Origin of the sequence: Coleofasciculus sp. FACHB-1120 (genome assembly GCF_014698845.1) — a bacterium.
In the GTDB taxonomy this organism is placed as follows: domain Bacteria; phylum Cyanobacteriota; class Cyanobacteriia; order Cyanobacteriales; family FACHB-T130; genus FACHB-T130.
In genome coordinates, this window is the sequence record NZ_JACJTV010000006.1 from 183,426 (window position 1) to 202,932 (window position 19,507).

General features: G+C 46.4%; 18 protein-coding genes and 2 pseudogenes. 12 read left to right on the forward strand and 8 right to left on the reverse strand.

Annotation, left to right across the window (positions count from 1 at the left end; all coding sequences use genetic code 11):
• Window positions 1–7: 7 nt before the first annotated feature.
• From nirB to H6H02_RS09000, 5 genes and pseudogenes are all read right to left on the reverse strand, one after another.
• On the reverse strand, window positions 8–2,551 hold the full coding sequence (gene nirB, locus H6H02_RS08980; RefSeq protein WP_190816727.1) for a nitrite reductase large subunit NirB: 2,544 nt from the start codon (window positions 2,549–2,551) through the stop codon (window positions 8–10).
• Window positions 2,552–2,881: 330 nt separating this feature from the next.
• Window positions 2,882–3,037: pseudogene (locus H6H02_RS27585) on the reverse strand (pentapeptide repeat-containing protein); the annotation flags it as partial.
• 110 nt (window positions 3,038–3,147) lie between these two features.
• Window positions 3,148–4,047, reverse strand: a complete 900-nt coding sequence (gene hetR, locus H6H02_RS08990; RefSeq protein ID WP_190816790.1) for a heterocyst differentiation master regulator HetR — start codon at window positions 4,045–4,047, stop codon at window positions 3,148–3,150.
• A gap of 374 nt (window positions 4,048–4,421) precedes the next feature.
• Complete coding sequence (locus H6H02_RS08995; protein WP_190816729.1) at window positions 4,422–4,628, reverse strand: hypothetical protein; 207 nt, start codon at window positions 4,626–4,628, stop codon at window positions 4,422–4,424.
• Between the two features lie 129 nt (window positions 4,629–4,757).
• On the reverse strand, window positions 4,758–6,671 hold the full coding sequence (locus tag H6H02_RS09000) for an FAD-dependent oxidoreductase (RefSeq protein WP_190816731.1): 1,914 nt from the start codon (window positions 6,669–6,671) through the stop codon (window positions 4,758–4,760).
• A gap of 102 nt (window positions 6,672–6,773) precedes the next feature.
• Here H6H02_RS09000 and H6H02_RS09005 point away from each other — a divergent pair, with 102 nt between their 5' ends.
• Together H6H02_RS09005 and H6H02_RS09010 are read left to right on the forward strand one after the other, a co-directional pair.
• A complete protein-coding gene (locus H6H02_RS09005) occupies window positions 6,774–7,832 on the forward strand; it encodes a zinc-dependent dehydrogenase (protein WP_190816733.1) in 1,059 nt (352 codons plus the stop codon).
• A gap of 126 nt (window positions 7,833–7,958) precedes the next feature.
• Entirely contained in the window at window positions 7,959–8,327 is a 369-nt protein-coding gene (locus H6H02_RS09010) for a DUF2294 domain-containing protein (protein WP_190816736.1), read from the forward strand.
• Between the two features lie 199 nt (window positions 8,328–8,526).
• On the opposite strand, the gene H6H02_RS09015 is transcribed toward H6H02_RS09010, so the two are convergent.
• Window positions 8,527–8,958 (reverse strand): response regulator, encoded by a 432-nt coding sequence (locus H6H02_RS09015; protein ID WP_190816738.1) that lies wholly within the window; start codon window positions 8,956–8,958, stop codon window positions 8,527–8,529.
• 686 nt (window positions 8,959–9,644) lie between these two features.
• On the opposite strand from H6H02_RS09015, the gene H6H02_RS09020 reads away from it, so the two are divergent.
• A complete protein-coding gene (locus H6H02_RS09020) occupies window positions 9,645–10,022 on the forward strand; it encodes a DUF2294 domain-containing protein (protein ID WP_190816740.1) in 378 nt (125 codons plus the stop codon).
• On the opposite strand, the gene H6H02_RS09025 is transcribed toward H6H02_RS09020, so the two are convergent.
• Complete coding sequence (locus H6H02_RS09025) at window positions 10,000–10,488, reverse strand: response regulator (RefSeq protein ID WP_190816743.1); 489 nt, start codon at window positions 10,486–10,488, stop codon at window positions 10,000–10,002. The genes H6H02_RS09020 and H6H02_RS09025 overlap by 23 nt on opposite strands.
• Window positions 10,489–11,062: 574 nt before the next feature.
• Between H6H02_RS09025 and H6H02_RS09030 the strand changes: the two genes are divergently transcribed.
• From H6H02_RS09030 to H6H02_RS09045, 4 genes are all read left to right on the forward strand, one after another.
• Complete coding sequence (locus H6H02_RS09030; RefSeq protein ID WP_190816745.1) at window positions 11,063–12,430, forward strand: NAD-dependent succinate-semialdehyde dehydrogenase; 1,368 nt, start codon at window positions 11,063–11,065, stop codon at window positions 12,428–12,430.
• 202 nt (window positions 12,431–12,632) lie between these two features.
• Window positions 12,633–14,276 carry an acetolactate synthase large subunit gene (locus H6H02_RS09035; protein ID WP_190816746.1) on the forward strand — a complete coding sequence of 548 codons (1,644 nt, stop codon included), beginning with the start codon at window positions 12,633–12,635 and terminating at the stop codon, window positions 14,274–14,276.
• A 94-nt stretch (window positions 14,277–14,370) separates the two neighbouring features.
• Complete coding sequence (xth, locus tag H6H02_RS09040; RefSeq protein WP_190816748.1) at window positions 14,371–15,150, forward strand: exodeoxyribonuclease III; 780 nt, start codon at window positions 14,371–14,373, stop codon at window positions 15,148–15,150.
• A gap of 49 nt (window positions 15,151–15,199) precedes the next feature.
• A complete protein-coding gene (locus tag H6H02_RS09045; RefSeq protein ID WP_190816750.1) occupies window positions 15,200–16,075 on the forward strand; it encodes an SDR family oxidoreductase in 876 nt (291 codons plus the stop codon).
• Between the two features lie 67 nt (window positions 16,076–16,142).
• On the opposite strand, the gene H6H02_RS09050 is transcribed toward H6H02_RS09045, so the two are convergent.
• Window positions 16,143–16,433, reverse strand: coding sequence for a hypothetical protein (locus H6H02_RS09050; RefSeq protein WP_190816752.1), 291 nt, complete (start codon window positions 16,431–16,433; stop codon window positions 16,143–16,145).
• A gap of 309 nt (window positions 16,434–16,742) precedes the next feature.
• Between H6H02_RS09050 and H6H02_RS09055 the strand changes: the two genes are divergently transcribed.
• The 5 genes and pseudogenes from H6H02_RS09055 to H6H02_RS27860 all read left to right on the forward strand — a co-directional run.
• Window positions 16,743–17,327: a hypothetical protein gene (locus H6H02_RS09055; protein ID WP_190816754.1), complete on the forward strand. Its 585-nt coding sequence runs from the start codon at window positions 16,743–16,745 to the stop codon at window positions 17,325–17,327.
• A gap of 52 nt (window positions 17,328–17,379) precedes the next feature.
• Window positions 17,380–17,562 (forward strand): hypothetical protein, encoded by a 183-nt coding sequence (locus H6H02_RS09060; RefSeq protein WP_190816756.1) that lies wholly within the window; start codon window positions 17,380–17,382, stop codon window positions 17,560–17,562.
• A 6-nt stretch (window positions 17,563–17,568) separates the two neighbouring features.
• On the forward strand, window positions 17,569–17,868 hold the full coding sequence (locus H6H02_RS09065) for a hypothetical protein (protein WP_190816758.1): 300 nt from the start codon (window positions 17,569–17,571) through the stop codon (window positions 17,866–17,868).
• 8 nt (window positions 17,869–17,876) lie between these two features.
• Window positions 17,877–18,449 (forward strand): IS630 family transposase, encoded by a 573-nt coding sequence (locus H6H02_RS09070; protein WP_347342589.1) that lies wholly within the window; start codon window positions 17,877–17,879, stop codon window positions 18,447–18,449.
• An 11-nt stretch (window positions 18,450–18,460) separates the two neighbouring features.
• Window positions 18,461–19,220 (forward strand): annotated as a pseudogene (locus H6H02_RS27860) (HlyD family efflux transporter periplasmic adaptor subunit); the annotation flags it as partial.
• Window positions 19,221–19,507 lie beyond the last annotated feature (287 nt).

Genomic DNA, 19,507 nt, shown 5'->3' on the forward strand with positions numbered 1-19,507 from the left:
GATTAGCCTATTCGGAAATACCAACCAAAACCTTCTCATGGTCATAAGCTGGATGTTTTTGCCCCCGTTCCTTTACATAAATTAAACTGGGATCGGGCTGGTCGGAATTAACAAAATGACGGAATCGCTTCACTTTTTCTGGGTCTTCAATTGTGGCTTTCCACTCACATTGATAGGTATTGACAAGGTGCTGCATTTCTAATTCCAATTCAGCACCAATCCCTAGGGAATCTTCAACAATGACCTGTTTCAAGTATTCAATGCCCCCTTCCAGTTTATTGAACCAAGTTGCCGTGCGTTCTAATCGATTCGCGGTGCGAATATAGAACATCAAGAACCGATCCAAATATTTAATCAGTGTTTCCTTGTCAATATCTGTTGCTAACAAAACGGCGTGTTGTGGCTTCATTCCACCATTGCCACATACATACAAATTCCAGCCATTTTCAGTTGCGATAATGCCAAAATCCTTGCTTTGAGCTTCGGCACACTCGCGGGTACAACCGGATACAGCTGATTTTAATTTGTGAGGCGATCGCAAGCCTCGATATCGCAGTTCGATCTCAATCGCCAAACTGGTTGAATCCTGCACTCCAAAGCGACACCAAGTGCTACCTACACAAGATTTGACTGTGCGAAGTGCCTTTCCATAAGCGTGTCCCGATTCAAATCCAGCATCTATCAGTCGTTGCCAAATTTGGGGTAATTGATCTACCCTCGCACCTAATAAATCGATCCGCTGTCCACCTGTAATTTTGGTGTAAAGACCAAAATCTTTAGCAACGAGTCCCAACACAATCAGCTGATCTGGTGTTAGTTCACCACCGGGAACTCTGGGGATTACTGAATAAGTTCCATCCTTCTGAATATTTGCCAAGTAATAATCATTGGTATCCTGCAAACCGACGTGAGGCATTTCCAAAATATACTCGTTCCAAGTAGAAGCGAGAATAGAGGCGACCGCAGGCTTACAAATCTCACAACCTTTACCTTTCCCATGTTTTTGAATTAAATCTTCAAAAGTCAGGATTTTTTGAGAACGCACCAAGTGATAAAGTTCCTGACGGGAATAGGCGAAGTGTTCGCAGAGATGATTTTTTACTTCTATCCCCGCTTTCTTCATTTCAGCTTTGAGGATATCCGTCACCAGTGGCACGCAACCGCCGCAACCTGTCCCGGCTTGAGTGCATTTCTTGACACTGGCAATATCAGTGAGTTTTCCTTCTTGGATAGCAGTACAAATTTGCTCTTTGCTGACATTATTGCAAGAACAAATTTGGGCAGTATCTGGTAAACTTTCCACACCCATGCCTACTTTAGCCGTCTGACCTTCGCGGGGTGGCATGAGCAAATCTTCTGGATGAGGCGGGAGCGCGATCGCATTCTGCACAAATTGCAGCAGCGTACCGTAAGCTGAAGCATCTCCTACCAGGATTCCACCTAAAAGATGGCTCCCATCTTCATTTAAAACCAGTTTTTTGTAAACACCCTGGATAGTATCAGTAATGGCAATTTCTTTAGCGCCGGGAGATTTGGCAAAGGCATCCCCGAAACTGGCAACATCCACTCCCAACAGTTTGAGTTTGGTGGACATATCCGCGCCGATAAAGCTGCTCGTCGCCGTTTTGCTCAGAATATCTGCCGCTACGCTTGCCATTGTATAGCCAGGAGCGACTAAGCCGTAAATTCGATTTTGATAGAGGGCGCATTCTCCAATAGCATAAATATTTGGATCGGAAGTTTGGCAAGAATCGTTGATAATGATACCGCCGCGATCGCCTACTGCTAATCCACATCCTCTCGCGATTTCATCGCGAGGGCGGATTCCCGCAGAAAAGACAATCATATCTGTCTCTAACTCTTCACCGTCAGCAAAAGTCATTTTGGCAACCTTGCCATCAATGCTGACAATTTCGGTTGTGGATTTATTGGTATGAATTGAAACCCCAAGTTCTTCTATCTTGTTGCGAAGAATGGTGCCACCAATATCATCAATTTGCAGCGGCATTAATCTGGGTGCAAACTCAACAACATGGGTTTTTAAGCCCATATTTTTGAGAGCATTCGCACATTCCAAACCTAATAAACCACCCCCAATGACGACACCAGTTTGGCAACTCTTCGCGTATGCCAACATTGCCTCAAGGTCATCGATTGTCCGGTAGACAAAATTTCCTTTAGCATCATTTCCTTTGATTGGCGGCACAAAAGGATAAGAACCCGTTGCTAAAACAACTTTGTCATAAGCAATTGTTATCCCATTCGCTGATGTAACTGTTTTTTCTCCCCGATTAATCGCAACTGCCTTATCACCAATATGGATTTCAATTCCATTTTCTTGGTACAAACCCGGTTGAACTAATGATAAATCTGCCGCAGTCTTGCCTGAAAAGAAGCCACTCAAATTAACCCGATCGTAAGCAACGCGAGGCTCTTCGCAAAATGCGATCAAATTCCATTCCTGTGCCGCTCCTTTGGCGATCATCAGTTCTAGAAACTTGTGTCCTACCATACCGTTGCCGATAACAATAAGATTCTTTTTGCCTGTCATGCAGTTTTATAACGCCTATTTTTACAATCTTCTTCATTAGTCCTATAAAAGATTTCAAAGTCAGTTTGTAAAAATTGTTACAGTAAACTGGATGGCTATGCAGTGTGCGAATGATCCCGATTTTGTTTCTGCATGATCGGTTAAAAAGGCATCCAAATGTGGATCAACCGAGCCGCGATACGCATTTCAAATTTATTTGTAGAACCCCGCATTGAGCATAAAACGATAGGGGCAATGTATGCATTACCCCTACAACAAGAAACTTAAATTTGATTTTAAGAAGTACATCCAAGAAATTCGCTTTAGCAGCAAAATGGCTGGAGCAATTACCTAGTTATGAATCCTGCCCTCTGGCAGAATGGTCTTGAAAAGGTTTACGCGATCAAAGCTAACTCCGTAGAGCATTGCCCTTTGGAGGTTTGCACGCCGTAGATTTGCCCAATTCAAATCTGCTTGGTGGAGATTTGCGCCTTCTAAATCTGCACCTTCGAGGTTTGCCTACGATAGATCCACCGAAGTTAACCTTCTAACTGAAACAGGGTGGGCAATGCCCACCCTGTTCAACGAAAATGTGACTTAAGTTTTATTCTTCAGTTTTATTCTTCTTTGGGGCCAAAAACCATTTGTAGAAGTATTGGCAGACCGTCGGCGCGGTGATGTTTATCTGCCCAATCTCGAATGATCGTATCCAGTTCTTGCATAGCTGACTCAATTTGATCCGCTGGAATATCTAGTTCCTCTAGTATCCGCATCACATTTCTCTGTCGGTCTGCCCAATCTTTCATGAGTCGGAAGTACCGAGCGGTATCCTCAATCATGATATAGGTACGTTCTTCGTCCTCAGCGGGTGAGTAGGAAGCGCGGGTGAGGGCATAGAAAGGCAATCCCCAAGGAGAATCAATCCGTGTCACCGTGCCGGAATAGATTAAGCGCCGCTTGATATGTTCGGCAAAAGCTTCACTCAAAGGGATGCGACGTTCTTCGGGCAAGTCTTCCTGAGATCGGCTGTGGAGAAATTCAATTAATTCCAGAAACTGAAAGGCGTTGATTAGCTGGGCATCCGGCAGATTATTTGGCAGTTTTTCCTCAAGGTATCGCTTTTCGTCAGCGGTAAGGTTGGTGCTATAGATGCGCGATCGCCCTGGTTGCCACGGAAATTGCTCCATCCAAACATAGGGAAACTGAATTAAATACCGAGGTTCTTGGGAACCCAGCATCTTCAGCAGTTTTCCTTCAGTCAGCGCTTGGCGAACTTCCTCTACGATGACTTTGACTCGCTTTGGCTCAATATGGTGCAGGTGTCCCGTCATCCGGATATTTTGACCCTGCTCCAAATAAGTCATGTAAATCGCACACTTTGCCGCCGTGGCAGCAGCATCCAGGAATGCCCCGTGCCGGTGCCCGCCAGTTCTCATTGCACTGAAGGCCAGATAAAACATGATCTGATCCATCGCACCGGGGCTGAGGATTTTGATCAGATCCAGGTCATTGCTCATATCAGGGGTGATCGCATCGCAAGGGTACAAAACTCTGGTTCCTTGGTGAAAATGGTGAAAAGCTAATGTTTCCACATTTGCAGTGAGTTCAATTCACTCGCTGAAACGACTGAACTCTAGGCACCCCGATAGCATAAATGTAAATAATCTCTAATTATAGAAAAGGACGGACGAATATATACCTTTTGCCAGGGAATAAATTTCCCGCGACAGGCAAAATTGGAAAAATAGTGCCCCAAAGAGTGCCCCAAGTATACCGACAAAAACCCGTCAGGAACTGGTTTGCTGCCTTAGGATACATTCTTATTACTCTCAGCCGCAAGGTAAAAAGCCGATCGATGACTTGTCCAAATTTGGCTAAATAGGGGATAATTCTAGACAGGAGCGATATATTCGGGCGAAAACGCATCTCGACGTCCGGTGCCTTTATCCGGAGACGGTTCATTCCACGGTTTCATCAATACGGCTAGATCGGAAGACGTGGATGGTGGGAGCTTGGCGGAGGCAGACTGGATCTCCAAGAAATTAACTGAAGAGATTGATAGTAAGCTCAACAACATGATAGAGGTGTAAGGGCGCATAGCAGATGTCCGTGTCAGGGTTATAGTCCCTGATACGGTGTTCTTGATCGTTAACCAGGAAAATTTTCGATTGGAGCTTAGTCGGTTCCGATCAATTTCTGCTTTTCCTTCGGGTTAGAGGTACGATGCCTAAGGGTCAAAAATGGGTGCGATCGCTGCTGCGTCAATAATCTTTTCCACAACCAACCATTTGCCCGATTGATTGAGATAGCCCCACACACAGAGCGGCTGCCGATCGATGCAGATTTGGAGTTGTTGGTCTACTTCTGGGTGCAAGGCGATCGCTATCCAGGTTTGGGCTTCCCCAGCAGCTGGCTCCTCTAAAGTGAAGGTGTAATCTTGGTCAGCATGGCGATGGAAGATGCCCCGAAAGAGTGCCGAGTTGGGAGCGAATTTTTCAAGGCTTCCCCCCACCTGTTCTCCATCTCTCTGTTTCGTGAAGGGTGGGGGATCGCTCATATATTTTGAATCCTGTGGCATCTGGGGTTCGAGGTAAGGGCAGTTGCCATCAGAGGGATAGGTGTCAGGACGATCTAAGTAATCCCGTTGCCTGTGCAGCCAGTCGGCGCGATCGCGCGGTAAATTGAACAGAGGGATAATCGCCGTTGGCGATCGCTCTTCCAACAATGCTTCTTGCAGCACGCGGACAGGTAAATCTCTGGGTTGACAACTTCGCTGCACGCAAAGCGCCGCCGCCATCCCTGCTGCCTGCCCAATATTCATGACAATGGGCTGTAACCGGGTGGAACCGTTGGCAATATGGGAGACAGAGATATTTTTTTCGCAAACCAGTAGTCCATCCACGGACTCTGGAATCAGGCAAGTGTAGGGAAGGGTAAAAGGAGTGCCAGTCCAGCGTCCACCCCAGCGAATTGATTTTGGTTTCAGAAGGAAATTGTAGTTGGGGTAATGATGGTCGTTGGGGTAGTTGCCGAGGGCGATCGCATTCACCTCCCCATCTGCATCCACAGGCATTGGTGCGACACTTCCTCCGGTCACTGGCAAGATATCCTGCTCTCGCACAGTCGCGAGTCCCACAAGGCGTCTGCTTTCCCGATAGTAAGGGTGTAGCGCATAACCACCTCCACCGAGAGAGTTTTGAGTTTTGGATTCGGGAGTCAAGCGTGACGGGAAGATTTGAGTTGCTAAGCCGTAACGCCGCCCCAGCATAGTTTGAATAAAGCGGACAAAGCTTTGAGTGTGCCACAGACTCTCTTGAAGAAATTGATGCCGCGCCGCCTCCGACTCTATCAGACGCCCCACTCCTTCCCCATAGTCATTACCGCATAGGGGCCAATTGATCATGAAAAGATTTCCGGGTAAACGCCCATAATTGAGAAACTTCTCCCAACCGTAGCGATCCCAGCTACCTTGGAAGGATGAAGGAGGAAGGATAAAAGATGAAGGAGGAGGGGGAATTTCTGGCGCACTTGCTTCCTCACCGAAATCTTGCAGAATTGCCACCCAAGTGGGAGCCTGTACTGGGTATCGCTGAGTCAATTCATTGGCAGAAACAGGGGCGCTGGGTTCGCCAAACTGCGATTGCAATTCCCATCCCCAGCGGTATGGCACAGATGCGAGAGGCAGCAAATCTCCCAGTTCGGTACCATCTAGGGTGATTTTGGATTGAACAGTGAAATCGGCAAATCGAACGCCGAGGATGCGATCGCCTGTTCGCAAAACCTCTAAGGGAACTTGCCCCGCAACCCAGGCTAGATTTGGCAATTCTCGTACCCAATCAGCAAATATTTGGGCACCAATCCGGGGATCGTAACTAAACAGACTCACCCAACTATGGTTTAAGCCTCCCATCTGCCGAGAACGCAATTCCCCTAAAAACTCACCCCAAAGCCCCGTTTGAAAGGCAGCAAGTTCATTACCATCCGGGGCAGCAACCCCCGCTGAGGTAAGCATTCCCCCCAGCCAGGTAAATTCACTCACCAGCATTGTCTTGGCACCGCGACGGGCAGCTTGTATCGCAGCTGCGGTTCCTCCCGTTCCGCCTCCCACAACCAAGACATCTACTTCTATTAATTCATTCATCAGCAATTCCGTTTCAGAATAGACAATCGATCGCGAACAATAGACAATTAGCTATAAACAATCGGCTATCGAAAGTATAAAGTCCATCGTTTAAGGAAAAGCATGAAAGCACAAGTATTCAGAGGCGTCAATCAGCTCAGTTACGAAGAAGTGCCGACGCCGGAAATTGCACCCGATGAAGTCCTGGTACAAGTAAAGGTTGTGGGATTGTGTCAGTCTGACATCAAGAAAATTCGCTATCCTCTCTACCAGCCACCGCGCATCTTTGGTCATGAAACTGCTGGGGTAATTACTTCTGTAGGAAGCGAAGTGACTGGCTGGCAGATTGGGCAACGAGTTGTGGTCATGCACCATATTCCTTGTATGCGCTGCGACTATTGCCTCAACGACAACTTCTCGATGTGCGATGTTTACAAAAACGTCACGACCACGGCTGGATTTACTCCCAGCGGCGGCGGTTTTGCAGATTATGTGAAAGTGCCCGGTCACATTGTCCGCAGCGGCGGATTAATTCCGATTCCGGATAATGTCAGCTTTGAGCAAGCGAGTTTTGTGGAGCCGACTAACTGCTGTCTAAAAGCAGTTAAAAAAGCCCAGGTTGCTCCCGGTCAAACTGTTTTGATTACGGGTGCTGGCCCAATTGGGCTAATGTTTATTATGCTGGTGAAGTATTTCGGAGCCAGAGCGATCGCGACTGACTTAATTCCTTCTCGGATCGAGAAAGCTTTGAGTGTGGGGGCAGAAGCTGCATTCGATCCCCGCGACCCAGATTTATCAACTAAAATTAAAGCCCTTACCGGCGGTTTGGGAGTGGATACGACTTTGCTTGCCGTTCCCAGTGACAAAGCTTTTTTCCAAGCCCTCGATTGTACCCGTAGGGGCGGTAAAATTTTGTTTTTTGCTGAGTTTCCCGATGAAGTAGAAATCCCGATTAATCCAAATATTCTTTACCGGCGGGAAATTGATTTAATGGGTAGCTATAGTTCTTCTTATCGGATACAAAACCTGGCAGCAGATATTGTATTTAACCAGCGAATTGATGTGGAAGCATTAATTAGCGATCGCTATCCTTTGCAACATTTAGCGGCTGCGGTGGAACAAGCGATCGCTCCCACCCCCGAAACTTACAAAATTCTCATCTATCCTCAATTAGCGGAGTAATTTTAAAAACCGTCTGTCTTTATTGAACTCTCTTTTAGGGAGTCTTTTTTTGAAGATTTTGACAGAGCAACCAGATAGATTTATCATCTATCTAATGATAGAATCTTATTTGAAAATTTTTAAACGATGGACACCTCCTCTCCTACGCGCGGGCAACTAGAAAGAACTCTTTCGCAACGCATCCAAGCTTTGTACCGAGATCAACTGGGGCATCAACCCAGTCAAATTACCTGTCAAATTTTTGAGGAAAAAATTGCCATTATTCTAGAAAATGCCATCACGGCACCAGAGCAACTTCTAGCAAATAGTGGTCAAGAAGAGTTGGCTGAACAAGTAAGGACAGATTTAGAAAAAGCACTTGAGCCACAAGTGAAAGCGCTAATTGAGGAAGTGGTCGGGGTACCTGTGATTGACCTGCTCAGCGATGCCAAAGTAGACACAGGTCGTACTGGTACGATTGCTGTCTTAGCAAACGCCCCTAAAGTTCGCAATTAATCCCCATTTTCTGCTAAGCATCTAACAGAGCATAGATTTATATTTCTGGTTTGCACTCAGCAGCCTTTTGTCGGTTTTTAGGGTGTATCTGATCTTAGTTTTGACCCTTGTGCGATCGCCGTATCCCGTCTCTATAACTAACAAACAACCAGTTTTCGATTGATAACTGAATCTATAAATCTAGAATTAGAGATTTAAATTAATTGAGATAGCGGTCAATCAGCGCTTCCAACTCATCAATGAGATAAGGCTTGCTAATGTAGTCACTACAGCCTGCAAACAGAAGACCTTCCCTGTCTTCTGCCCTTGCCAAAGCCGTCACCGCAACGATGGGGATTGTCATCGTTTCGGGGTTCTGTTTCAGGCAACGCACAACTTCTACGCCGTGGATGTCAGGCAGGAGGATATCCAACAAAATCAGCTTTGGCTGGTAATGCTGCGCCATAAATAAAGCTGCCCGACCCTCCTTCGTCGTGATGAATGAGCAGTCAAGAGCAAGTAGCACTTCGCTCATCAGCAGCAAGTTGTCTTCATTATCTTCTACAACCAAAATGAGAGGCGATTCAATATTTGCCTGGGAGGCAGATGTTGAGACACAGTGCAGATTTAGGCGTTTTTCAGGGGAACTCATCAAAATACGAAGCTATCCTCTCCAGAAGTGGACAACCAAGGGGCTGCCCAAGTTATACCCATTCACTTGATTGACACTACACAGGTGATTCCCTCCTTGCCCCTTGTTTTAAGAGAGTTGGGGGATCGGCTGCGGGAAAAGTGAAACGGTATTACGAGGCATTCCCCAAGCGGCATTTTTTGGCGATTGGAATTGATTGGCTCGTAGTTGCCCCACTAGGTTGATATTCCTAAGCTCATCTCGCCAGAAAACAAAGCAAGCTAGTGGTGGTGTTGCTTGTCCCCTGATTCTATAAAAAATTAGTAATAAAACTGCACAAATTAAACATTAATATTCATTGTGACTTTAAGCACTAGATATATACACACTTCTATGCTATAAAACGTTGAAAAACCAAGTTTTTGTATACATTTGGCGTTTTTTGGTTAGTTGCGAAGAATCACAAATATATTGAAAACAGTTTCGGATACTTGGGAGAATCGAATTTTATCCCTACGCAGTAGGATTTGCAAGCTCTACTCTAATTGAGGATTTATCGCTGAACAATTAACCTTGTCAAGATACTAAATATTGAAATTTCAGAATGTTGTGGATATCTATCTTTAGGCGATGTCCGGAAAATTGCTGGCGCTGTTAAAGTCAAATTAAAAAGGTGAGAAAATTTACCTTTCCTGAGAGCGATCGCTATGCAGGACACAATCCAATCCACTTGTGGTGATTTAGAACGAACCCTCTCGCAGGAAATTCGGACTTTTTACCACACCCATCTAGGGCACCAGCCTAGTAAGGTGACTTGCCAATTTATGGGTGACAAAATTGCGATTCTTATCGAAAATTCCATTACTCAACCCGAAAAACTTTTGGCACAGAGGGGACAGCAAAAGCTGGCTGAGACAGTTCGAGCGAGTATTAACCACGCCCTACAATTGCCACTGAAACAGCTAATTGAGGAAGTGGTAAAAGTTCCTGTCATCGATTTGATGATCGACTCCGCGCTGAAAACCAGTCGTACCAGTACGGTTGCGGTTTTAGCCGCAATCCCTAAGACGCGCAATCCATCCTGAATTCTACGGGTGCAACCTGAGACAAATTCCATCTGAGGTTGCGTCGGATTACAGCTTCAAGATCCTCTAGCAAGTAAGGCTTACTAATGTAATCATTGCAGCCTGCTGCAAGAATGCGCTCTCTGTCTTCCGGCCTGGCGAGTGCCGTGACGGCGATAACAGGAATCGTCCGGGTATGAGAATCTTCCCTGAGTTGACGGACAATTTGAAGACCATCTAAGTCAGGTAACATAATATCTAGCAAAATCAGGCTTGGCTGTTCGGTTCGTGCCTTTTCAAAAGCAGTATGACCGTCAACCGCAGTGATGATTGAGCAATTTAGCGGCTCTAGAACGTAAGAAAGCAATAGTAAGTTGTCTTCGTCATCATCGACTGCCAATACCAGAGGCAACTTGGTAGTCAGACACGAATTGCTGCTGCTCAAAAAATTCTGACTGTTACGGTGGGAAAGTTCCAAATCATCCATCCTCTATATCCCAGCTAATTTCTAGACTGGCAGTCACCCTCACCAAAAGAGAGGACGAGGCACTCCTTAAGCGGCAGCGAGGCGCTTACAATGGATTGGCTCGCGTAGAACCTACTAAGTTGGAGAGCCGATGCTCAATCTGGAGGAAGAGACGAGCCAAGTTAGTAGGAGTCTTAGTATCCTCGACACTGCTATTGTACATAAAATTTACAAAACCCTAAAGATTTTGTTAAGAAAATACAATTCTTGTAAGTACGCTTAGCACTTACTAAATATAGGCTAGGGGGCAACCTAGAATAGAAATCTTCGGGAATAGGCAGATAGCAGACTGGTAGTCGTAGCACACCATCCGGTAGTACACCATCCGGAGTTAGTCCGCCATTAACCGAAGCCGTAAGACGCGATGAATTGCGTCTGGAAACTAACTTTAAGCAAATGCGATGTAAGAGGGGATGCTGTTTTAGGTGCGGCGAAGCGTTTGCATTTGAGACAAGCGCGGGTTGATGAATGGGGTGAATCAGCCTTCACGATTTGAGGGCTACCCCGATCTAATTAGGCATTGGAGGTTGAAGCAATGGGTATAGCCACGATTAACCCAGCAACTGGGGAAACGCTTCAAACGTTTGAGGCACTGACAGATACAGAGATTGAAACAAAGCTAGCGCTAGCGCAATCAAGTTTTAAACAGTATCGACAGACAACGATGCAAAAAAGGGCAGAATGGCTGAATGCCACTGCTGAGATTTTAGAGAGCGATCGCCAACGCTTTGGCAAAATCATGACCCTAGAAATGGGGAAAACTTTAAAATCAGCGATCGCAGAAGTGGAAAAATGCGCCCTTGTCTGTCGCTTCTACGCCGAACGCGCCCCCGAATTCCTCGCGGATGTTCCAGCCCAAACCGACGCCAGCCACAGCTTTGTGCGCTATCAGCCTTTAGGCGTCATCTTGGCAGTCATGCCTTGGAATTTCCCCTTCTGGCAAGTGTTTCGCTTTGCCGCACCAGCGCTAATGGCGGGAAATGTCGGTTTACTCAAACACGCCTCTAACGTGCCTCAGTGTGCATTGGCACTAGAGGAAATTTTCCACAAAGCAGGATTCCCAGAGGGTGTCTTTCAATCCTTGCTGGTGGGGGCAGATAAAGTAGCTGGCATTGTATCAGACGAGCGAGTGAAAGCGGCGACCTTGACCGGAAGCGAACCCGCCGGGATGAGCCTCGCCGCCACCGCTGGGAAACAAATTAAGAAAACTGTCCTGGAATTGGGGGGAAGCGACCCGTATATTGTCCTAGAAAGCGCCGATTTGGATGCAGCCATTGCGACAGCAGTGAGTGCGAGAATGCTGAATAACGGTCAATCTTGTATTGCTGCGAAACGGTTCATTGTCGTGGATGCGATCGCAGACCAATTTGAAAAACGTCTGATTGAGAAGTTTGAGGCACTCAAAATCGGCGATCCCATGCATCCGGAAACCGACTTAGGACCCCTGGCAACCCCATCCCTTCTCAAAGATTTGGATTGGCAAGTTCAGGAAAGCGCCAAACTGGGAGCAAAAGTTCTCACAGGTGGACAGCCATTATCTGACCGTCCGGGTAACTTTTATCTGCCCACAATTTTGACAGATATCCCAGCCGGTAGCCCAGCAGAAGCGGAGGAATTTTTTGGTCCCGTAGCGCTGCTATTCCGGGTGCCAGATATCAACGCCGCGATCGCGCTTGCCAATGCCTCGCCCTTTGGACTGGGTGCCAGTGCTTGGACTCAAGTAGAGGCAGAACGCGATCGCTTGATTGAAGAACTCGAAGCGGGTGCCGTGTTTATTAACGGCATGGTTAAATCCGATCCCCGTCTCCCCTTTGGCGGTATCAAGCGTTCCGGATACGGACGCGAGTTAAGCAAAGAGGGAATTCACGAGTTTGTCAACATCAAAACCGTGTGGGTGAAATAAGCGGCGGTGCATTCTGCATTCAAATCAAAGATGAATGATGAATTAAATTCCATGCCACTTGCAGAATGAGGATGAACTCAGTACGGTAGCACCGCAGTGCTACCGTACAGGACTTAATCAGGGCGATCCGCACAGATCGGCCCTGTTGCACAAGAAACGAACCACTATAGATGCCAAGAGCATACAGAGGGGAGTAAGAAAAATGAATACTGCTGAACTATTAGTCCGCTGTCTGGAAAATGAAGGAGTCGAATACATTTTCGGGCTTCCTGGCGAAGAAAATCTAGACATATTGGAAGCCCTAAAAACCTCTTCGATTAAATTTATTACTACCCGTCACGAACAAGGTGCTGCCTTCATGGCGGATCTCTACGGACGCCTGACCGGAAAAGCCGGAGTGTGCCTCTCCACGCTGGGACCAGGTGCCACCAACCTGATGACTGGCGTTGCCGATGCTAACCTGGATGGTGCGCCACTGGTGGCAATTACCGGACAGGTGGGCACAGACCGGATGCACATCGAATCCCACCAATACCTGGATTTGGTGGCGATGTTTGAGCCAGTCACCAAATGGAATGCTCAAATTGTTCGTCCTAGCAACACACCGGAAATTATCCGCAAAGCGTTTAAGATTGCTCAGAGCGAAAAACCAGGGGCAGTTCACATCGATTTGCCGGAAAACATTGCCGAAATGACAGCCGCTGGCAAGCCCCTACACAAGAATTGTGGGGAAAAAACCTTTGCTGCCTTCCACAGTCTTGAACAGGCATCTGAAGCCATTTCCCAAGCAAAAAATCCTTTGATTATGGTGGGAAATGGGGCGATTCGTGCAGACGCTAGCGTTGCAGTGACCGAATTTGCCACGAAGTTGAATATTCCAGTAGTGAATACCTTTATGGGCAAAGGAGTCATTCCCTACACCCATCCCCTCGCCTTGTGGTCGGTAGGATTGCAACAGCGAGACCACATCAGTTGTGCTTTTGACAAAACGGATCTGGTGATTGCAATCGGTTACGACTTGATTGAATATTCCCCCAAAAAGTGGAATCCCCTTGGAGAGATTCCGATTATCCACATTGGAGATACGCCAGCAGAAATTGATAGCAGCTATATTCCCCTGGTGGAAGTTGTGGGGGATATTTCCGACTCGCTACGGGAAATCTTAGACCGATCTGACCGGCAAGGCAAACCCGATCCTTATGCCTTGCAATTACGGGCAGATATCCGTGCGGATTATGAAGAGTATGCCAATGACGATGGGTTTCCCATTAAGCCGCAGAAAATAATTTATGACTTGCGGCAAGTCATGGGGCCAGAAGATATTCTGATTTCAGATGTCGGGGCGCACAAAATGTGGATTGCCCGTCACTATCACTGCGATCGCCCGAATACCTGCATCATCTCCAATGGTTTTGCTGCAATGGGCATCGCCATTCCAGGTGCCTTAGCAGCCAAGTTAGTTTATCCCCAGAAGAAAGTCATCGCTGTCACGGGTGATGGTGGCTTTATGATGAATTCTCAGGAATTAGAAACTGCCCTTCGCGTCGGCACTGCCTTTGTCACCTTAATCTTTAATGATGGGGGCTATGGCTTGATTGAATGGAAGCAACACAATCACTTTGGCGAATCTGCGTTTGTCCACTTTAGCAATCCCGATTTTGTCAAATTGGCAGAAAGTATGGGGCTGAAGGGGTATCGGGTTGAATCCGCTGCGGATCTGATTCCGACATTGAAAACTGCCCTAGAACAGGACGTTCCCTCGGTGATTGATTGTCCAGTAGATTACCGCGAAAACTTCCGTCTCACACAAAAGGCTGGCGATTTGAGCTGCAAGATTTGGGAATAGTCATGAGTCATGAGTGATCAGTCATTAGTCATCAGTCGGTTGTCAATGACCGATGACTAATGAACAATGACCAATGACCAATCATGAATGACCCATGAAAATCGCTACTTGGAACGTCAATTCGATTCGCAGCCGCTTAGAGCAGGTGGTGCAGTGGTTGCAGGATAATCCGGTCGATGTCCTATGCCTGCAAGAAACGAAAGTGGTCGATAAGGATTTTCCGCGATCGCCCTTTGAGGAACTAGGGCTTCACCTGTACATTTCCGGTCAAAAATCTTATAACGGGGTTGCCCTTTTCAGCCGTTCGCCCCTTGAAGATGTCAGCACCGGGTTTGCCCCAATTTTGGGTAAAGAGGATTTTGACGAACAGAAGCGGGTCATTACTGGCGTTATCGATGGCATTCGCATCGTGAATCTCTACGTGCCCAATGGCTCAGCCGTCGGAAGCGAGAAATACAAATACAAACTGCTTTGGCTGAAAACTCTCCGCGAGTACCTGCAAGCACTACTCGAAAAACAGCCCAGTTCCCTCTGTATCTGCGGCGATTTCAATATTGCCCCCGAAGACCGAGATATTCACGATCCACTCAGTTATAAAGGTCGGATTATGGCATCCGATCTAGAGCGTCAAGCTTTGAGCAGCATTTTAGAGCTGGGTTTGGCAGATGCCTTTAGAAAATTCACAATAGAAACAGGACATTTCAGCTGGTGGGACTATCGAACCGGAGCGTTTCGACGCAACTGGGGTTGGCGGATTGACCATCACTACTTGACGCCAGACCTTTACGAACGTTCATCCAGCTGCACCATCGATCGCTCTCCCAGAGAACTGCCCAAACCCAGCGACCATACTCCCGTGATTGTAGAATTTTAAATTTTCCACCATCAATCCCACACCCAAAATTGATTAGGAACTTAAAATCATGTTTTTAGTAACTGGAGCTACAGGCGGACTCGGACGCCGAATTGTGCGGCTGCTGCGGGAGAGAGAAATGCCGGTGCGAGCATTTGTCCGCCTGACATCCCGTTACAGCGAGCTGGAACACCGAGGAGCAGAAATTTTTATTGGTGATTTGCAGCGCGATAAAGATATCGAAAAAGCTTGCCAAGGCGTTCAGTACATCATCGCCGCTCACGGCGGTGAGAGCGATGCTCAAGCGTTAGGCTACCGAGCGAATATTGAACTCATTGACCGGGCAAAAGAAGCTGGCGTCCAGCACTTTGTTTTCATTTCGGTACTGGGAGCAGATCGCGGGTACGAAGACGCACCATCCTTTAAGGCGAAGCGAGAAGTAGAAAAGTATCTCCAATCCAGCGGACTCAATTACACCATCCTGCGTCCTTCAGGTTTTGCCTCTAACCTTTTACCCCTAGCAGAACGGTTTCGGGATACTGGGATTTATTTACTTATCGGCGATCCCAAAAGTCGGACTTCGATTGTGAGTACCGATGATTTAGCAAGGATTGCGATAGACTCCGTAAACGTTGAAGGTGCCCGGAATCAAATTTTCCCTGTGGGAGGTCCAGATATCCTCCAGCGCCAAGATATTCCTCGCATTTTCAGTCGCATCTTCAACCAAGAACCGATCGTGATTAACCCACCGTTATTGGTGTTTGATGGGTTACGCGGGGCGCTGGGATTGCTGAATCCTCAAGCTTCTAAAGCTTTGGGAACTCTCCGGACGTTACTGGATAATGAATTTTTCTGCACACCCCAGGAAGTTGAGCATTTGGAATCAATTTTTGGAATGAAGATGGAATCCCTAGAGACTTTCTTGCGCCGTTACCTGGGTACTTAATTTTGCACCGCTAGAGGCAGATGTTCCACACGCAGCTGTTACCGTGCTTCAAACTTGTTTGGTGATTTTAAGGAATCATAAAGGCAACTGCTTGAGAATCTGACTGAGCAATGGTTTGGATTTGACCATTTAGCTGATAGTGAATGAGGGTGTCGATTGTACCGCCGACCTCACTGACGGTAGAAGCCGCAGCGATCGCGCTACTTTTAAATAGACTTTTTTGCTGTAGTAGATCGCTCAGCCCTCTAAATCCTGACCAGATTCCGGCTATTCTTGAATCAAATTCTAGCAGTACAGAATTAGCGAAATCTGCACTTAAAACCTGACGCTCATTTGAGAATTTAAATCCATTTAACATTCGCCTGGTTTCTCACACAATGGATCATCATAAGACTGCTATAGTAACGATTTTAAGCCCCCACAAAATTGGGCAACAACAAAATATTTCTCAAGGCTGAAGATGGAAAATTGTTAAGAATGCTGCGATCGCAAGCAGGATAAATAAAGCTATATTAATTGATTCATCAGTGTCTCTCTGCCCGCTCAAAGCCTTTGAGTCAGAATTCTATGCGATCCGCCCTTAGCGTCAACACCTACTCAAGCTTGTCAAACAAGACAGCAACTAGCGAATCCAGAGGATTCCCTCTCTTATGAATTGGGTAAAGCAGTGCAAGAGCTGCCGCCACTGTACACGCGACTATTGGCAGGAAGCATTAGCTTATTAGTATTTGGGGCGATCGCTTGGGCACACTACAGCCAAGTGGATGAAGTCGCCGTGGCTCCCGGTGATATTGATTGCCTCCGCATTAAAAAAGGCGATATCCTCATCGAACGCGACCCCGACCTGCCGCAAGCAGAAGTTGACCGCCTCGCCACATCTACCCAGCTGATTCGGGAAGAGTTAGGGCGTCTGCAAGCCGAACGCACTGGAGGCGCAACTGCCGGAACCGCTTTGCAAGATCAGCTTTTAACCGCTCGCCTACAAGATTTTGAAGCAAAAAGAGCTGGTGCGATCGCTGAAGCGAATCGCCAAATTGCGGTCGTCAATGAAGCCAAAGTTCGCCTCACCCGCCTGCAAGAAAACCTCGCCAACGCCAAAATCAACCTCGTCAACGCCGAAACTAACCTCGCCAACAGCAAAAGCCTTCTCAACAAAGCGAACAGCAGCCTCGCCTTAGCCGAAAAAAGAGAAAAGGCGCTCACCACGCTCCTCATTCCCGGTGCTTTCCCGCGACTCGACTATATGAATTAGCAAAAATAATGCTACATATAGTTAAGGAGCCGTTGTTGAAGAATAATCAGTTATGTCGGGAGTACTGAAGATAGAGATATCAGAATCTGTGGAAACACTGCGAGAGCTGTTGACTCAGCAGAAGACAGCAAAAATGCAGCAAAGGGTACAGGTAATCTACTGGCTCAAAACCAAGCAAGCGGAGACGGTCGAGCATCTAGCAACATTGATAGGACGGCATAGAACAACGGTCTGACGATGGTTGAGCGAATATCGAGCAGGGGGATTAGCACAACTATTAAACATTCAAACCAGTCCCGGAAGAACTAGAAAGATTCCGGCATTAGTAGAAGCCAAACTAAGAGAAGAATTAAAAGACCCACAAGGGTTCTCAAGTTATAAAGAGATTCAAGTATGGCTCAAAGCGATGTGTGACCTAGACGTAGGGTACACAGTGGCACACAAGTTGGTGCGATATCGACTCAAGGGGAAGTTAAAGGTGCCAGGACCCGTTCACACCAAACAAAAAGAAGGAGTAGTAGAAGAGTTTAAAAAAAAATAGCCCAAAGGATAGAAGAAATACTGAATCCTTACGAGGACATAGTAAAAAAATATCGAAAAACTCGATATTGGTGTGGAGATGAGTCGAGAATGGGGCTGATAACGCTGTGGGCTAGGAAACTGACTCTTAAGGGAGTGCAGCCGATAGGGATAGAGCAATGGTGCTTTGACTATTTCTGGCTGTATGGATTGGTAGAGCCGATGACAGGAGAGAGTTTCTTTGATGAATTTTGTCATCTGGATAGCATTTGCTTTGAAAAATATTTAGAGCTATTTGCAGAAAAGTTCCCGGAAGACTTTCATGTGATTCAGCTAGATAACGAACCCTTACATCAGGCTTATGATTTAGCCATACCAGAGAATGTGGCAATTCTTTTTCAGCCCCCCTATAGTCCTCAAGCTAATCCAATAGAAAGATTATGGAAAGCTATCAAGAAAGATATGAAGTGGGAACTGTTTGATAACTTAGATGAGTTAAGAGACTCTCTCAAAAAGATTCTGGATAAGTTAACCGTACAAGATATCACTTCTTTAACAAAATGGCAATTCCTTGTTGAGGGGCTATCTGTAGCAAACATTTAGCTAATTAATATTACGTTGACGCACAAGAGAGAGTCGTCAGAGCGCAAGCCGAAGTCACCACAGCCCAAGATAATATTACGAATGTTCAAAACAAAGTGACGGAAGCACAGGACAAAATAACATCCCTGGAAAAAAATATCGCTGCTCAAGAGCAAACAATTCGCCAAACCGAACAAGCGTATTAATCGGTTCGCAATCAGGCAGATCGATTACAGTCTGAGCGCCAGAGTGAAATCCTAACTGAACTTAATAAGCGCAAAGAAGAACTGACAACCGTTGCCGGTCAGTTAGAGGAGGCGAAAAAGCAGCGAGAAGTAGAAACGATTTCCTCTCCGGTTACGGGGACAGTCTACAGCATCAATAGCAACCAAAGGGCCTGTACAAGCGAGAGAGGAGTTCTTATCTATACTTCCCGAATCTGAAGAATTGTTGGTAGAAGTCAAAGTTCTCAACCGCGATATTGGCTTTATCCGTAAGGGAATGAAGGCAAAAGTCAAAATAGCTACTTTCCCGTTTCAGGAATTTGGCACCGTTGAGGGTGAAGTGGTGCAAGTGAGTCCGAATGCGATTGCCGATCAAGAATTAGGCTTAGTGTTCCCGACTCGAATTAAACTTAAACAGCATTCAATTCAGGTGCAAAATCAAAAAGTCGCCTTTACTCCAGGTATGGCTGCAACTGGAGAAATTGTTACTCGGAAAAAAACAATTCTCACTTTCTTACTTGAGCCGGTGACTCGCCGCTTTAGCGAGGCATTTTCCGTCAGATATTAGCTCGGCTTTCTCCATTTGCACCAACAAAAGCAGTGATGAATAAAAAGCTGGCATTAAGAGCTAAAAACAGAAATTAATTGTTATCGGTATAAAAATCTGATCGAGTGACCCCCGAAGAAAGCCTCTAATACCAGTTGGGTATAATAGTGGCACAATTGATTGAAGCTCCTTTTCGAGTGGGTTATCAGGGTTGTCAAGATGGTCAGAGTTGTCAAAATTGAGATTACTGAAGAAGCTGAAACTCTAAAAAAGCTGCTAGTTCAGCAAAAAGACAAACGTACCTTTGA

Bases quoted from the DNA above. Each gene is read 5' to 3' on its own strand.
- H6H02_RS09010 (WP_190816736.1), top strand. From the start codon at position 7,959: ATGGACACCTCCTCTCCTACGCGCGGGCAACTAGAAAGAACTCTTTCG.
- H6H02_RS09035 (WP_190816746.1), top strand. From the start codon at position 12,633: ATGAATACTGCTGAACTATTAGTCCGCTGTCTGGAAAATGAAGGAGTC.
- H6H02_RS09005 (WP_190816733.1), top strand. From the start codon at position 6,774: ATGAAAGCACAAGTATTCAGAGGCGTCAATCAGCTCAGTTACGAAGAA.
- H6H02_RS09050 (WP_190816752.1), bottom strand. From the start codon at position 16,433: ATGTTAAATGGATTTAAATTCTCAAATGAGCGTCAGGTTTTAAGTGCA.
- H6H02_RS09030 (WP_190816745.1), top strand. From the start codon at position 11,063: ATGGGTATAGCCACGATTAACCCAGCAACTGGGGAAACGCTTCAAACG.
- H6H02_RS09045 (WP_190816750.1), top strand. From the start codon at position 15,200: ATGTTTTTAGTAACTGGAGCTACAGGCGGACTCGGACGCCGAATTGTG.
- hetR (WP_190816790.1), bottom strand. From the start codon at position 4,047: ATGAGCAATGACCTGGATCTGATCAAAATCCTCAGCCCCGGTGCGATG.
- H6H02_RS09015 (WP_190816738.1), bottom strand. From the start codon at position 8,958: ATGAGTTCCCCTGAAAAACGCCTAAATCTGCACTGTGTCTCAACATCT.
- nirB (WP_190816727.1), bottom strand. From the start codon at position 2,551: ATGACAGGCAAAAAGAATCTTATTGTTATCGGCAACGGTATGGTAGGA.
- H6H02_RS09020 (WP_190816740.1), top strand. From the start codon at position 9,645: ATGCAGGACACAATCCAATCCACTTGTGGTGATTTAGAACGAACCCTC.
- H6H02_RS09025 (WP_190816743.1), bottom strand. From the start codon at position 10,488: ATGGATGATTTGGAACTTTCCCACCGTAACAGTCAGAATTTTTTGAGC.
- xth (WP_190816748.1), top strand. From the start codon at position 14,371: ATGAAAATCGCTACTTGGAACGTCAATTCGATTCGCAGCCGCTTAGAG.
- H6H02_RS09000 (WP_190816731.1), bottom strand. From the start codon at position 6,671: ATGAATGAATTAATAGAAGTAGATGTCTTGGTTGTGGGAGGCGGAACG.
- H6H02_RS08995 (WP_190816729.1), bottom strand. From the start codon at position 4,628: ATGCGCCCTTACACCTCTATCATGTTGTTGAGCTTACTATCAATCTCT.
- H6H02_RS09060 (WP_190816756.1), top strand. From the start codon at position 17,380: ATGTCGGGAGTACTGAAGATAGAGATATCAGAATCTGTGGAAACACTG.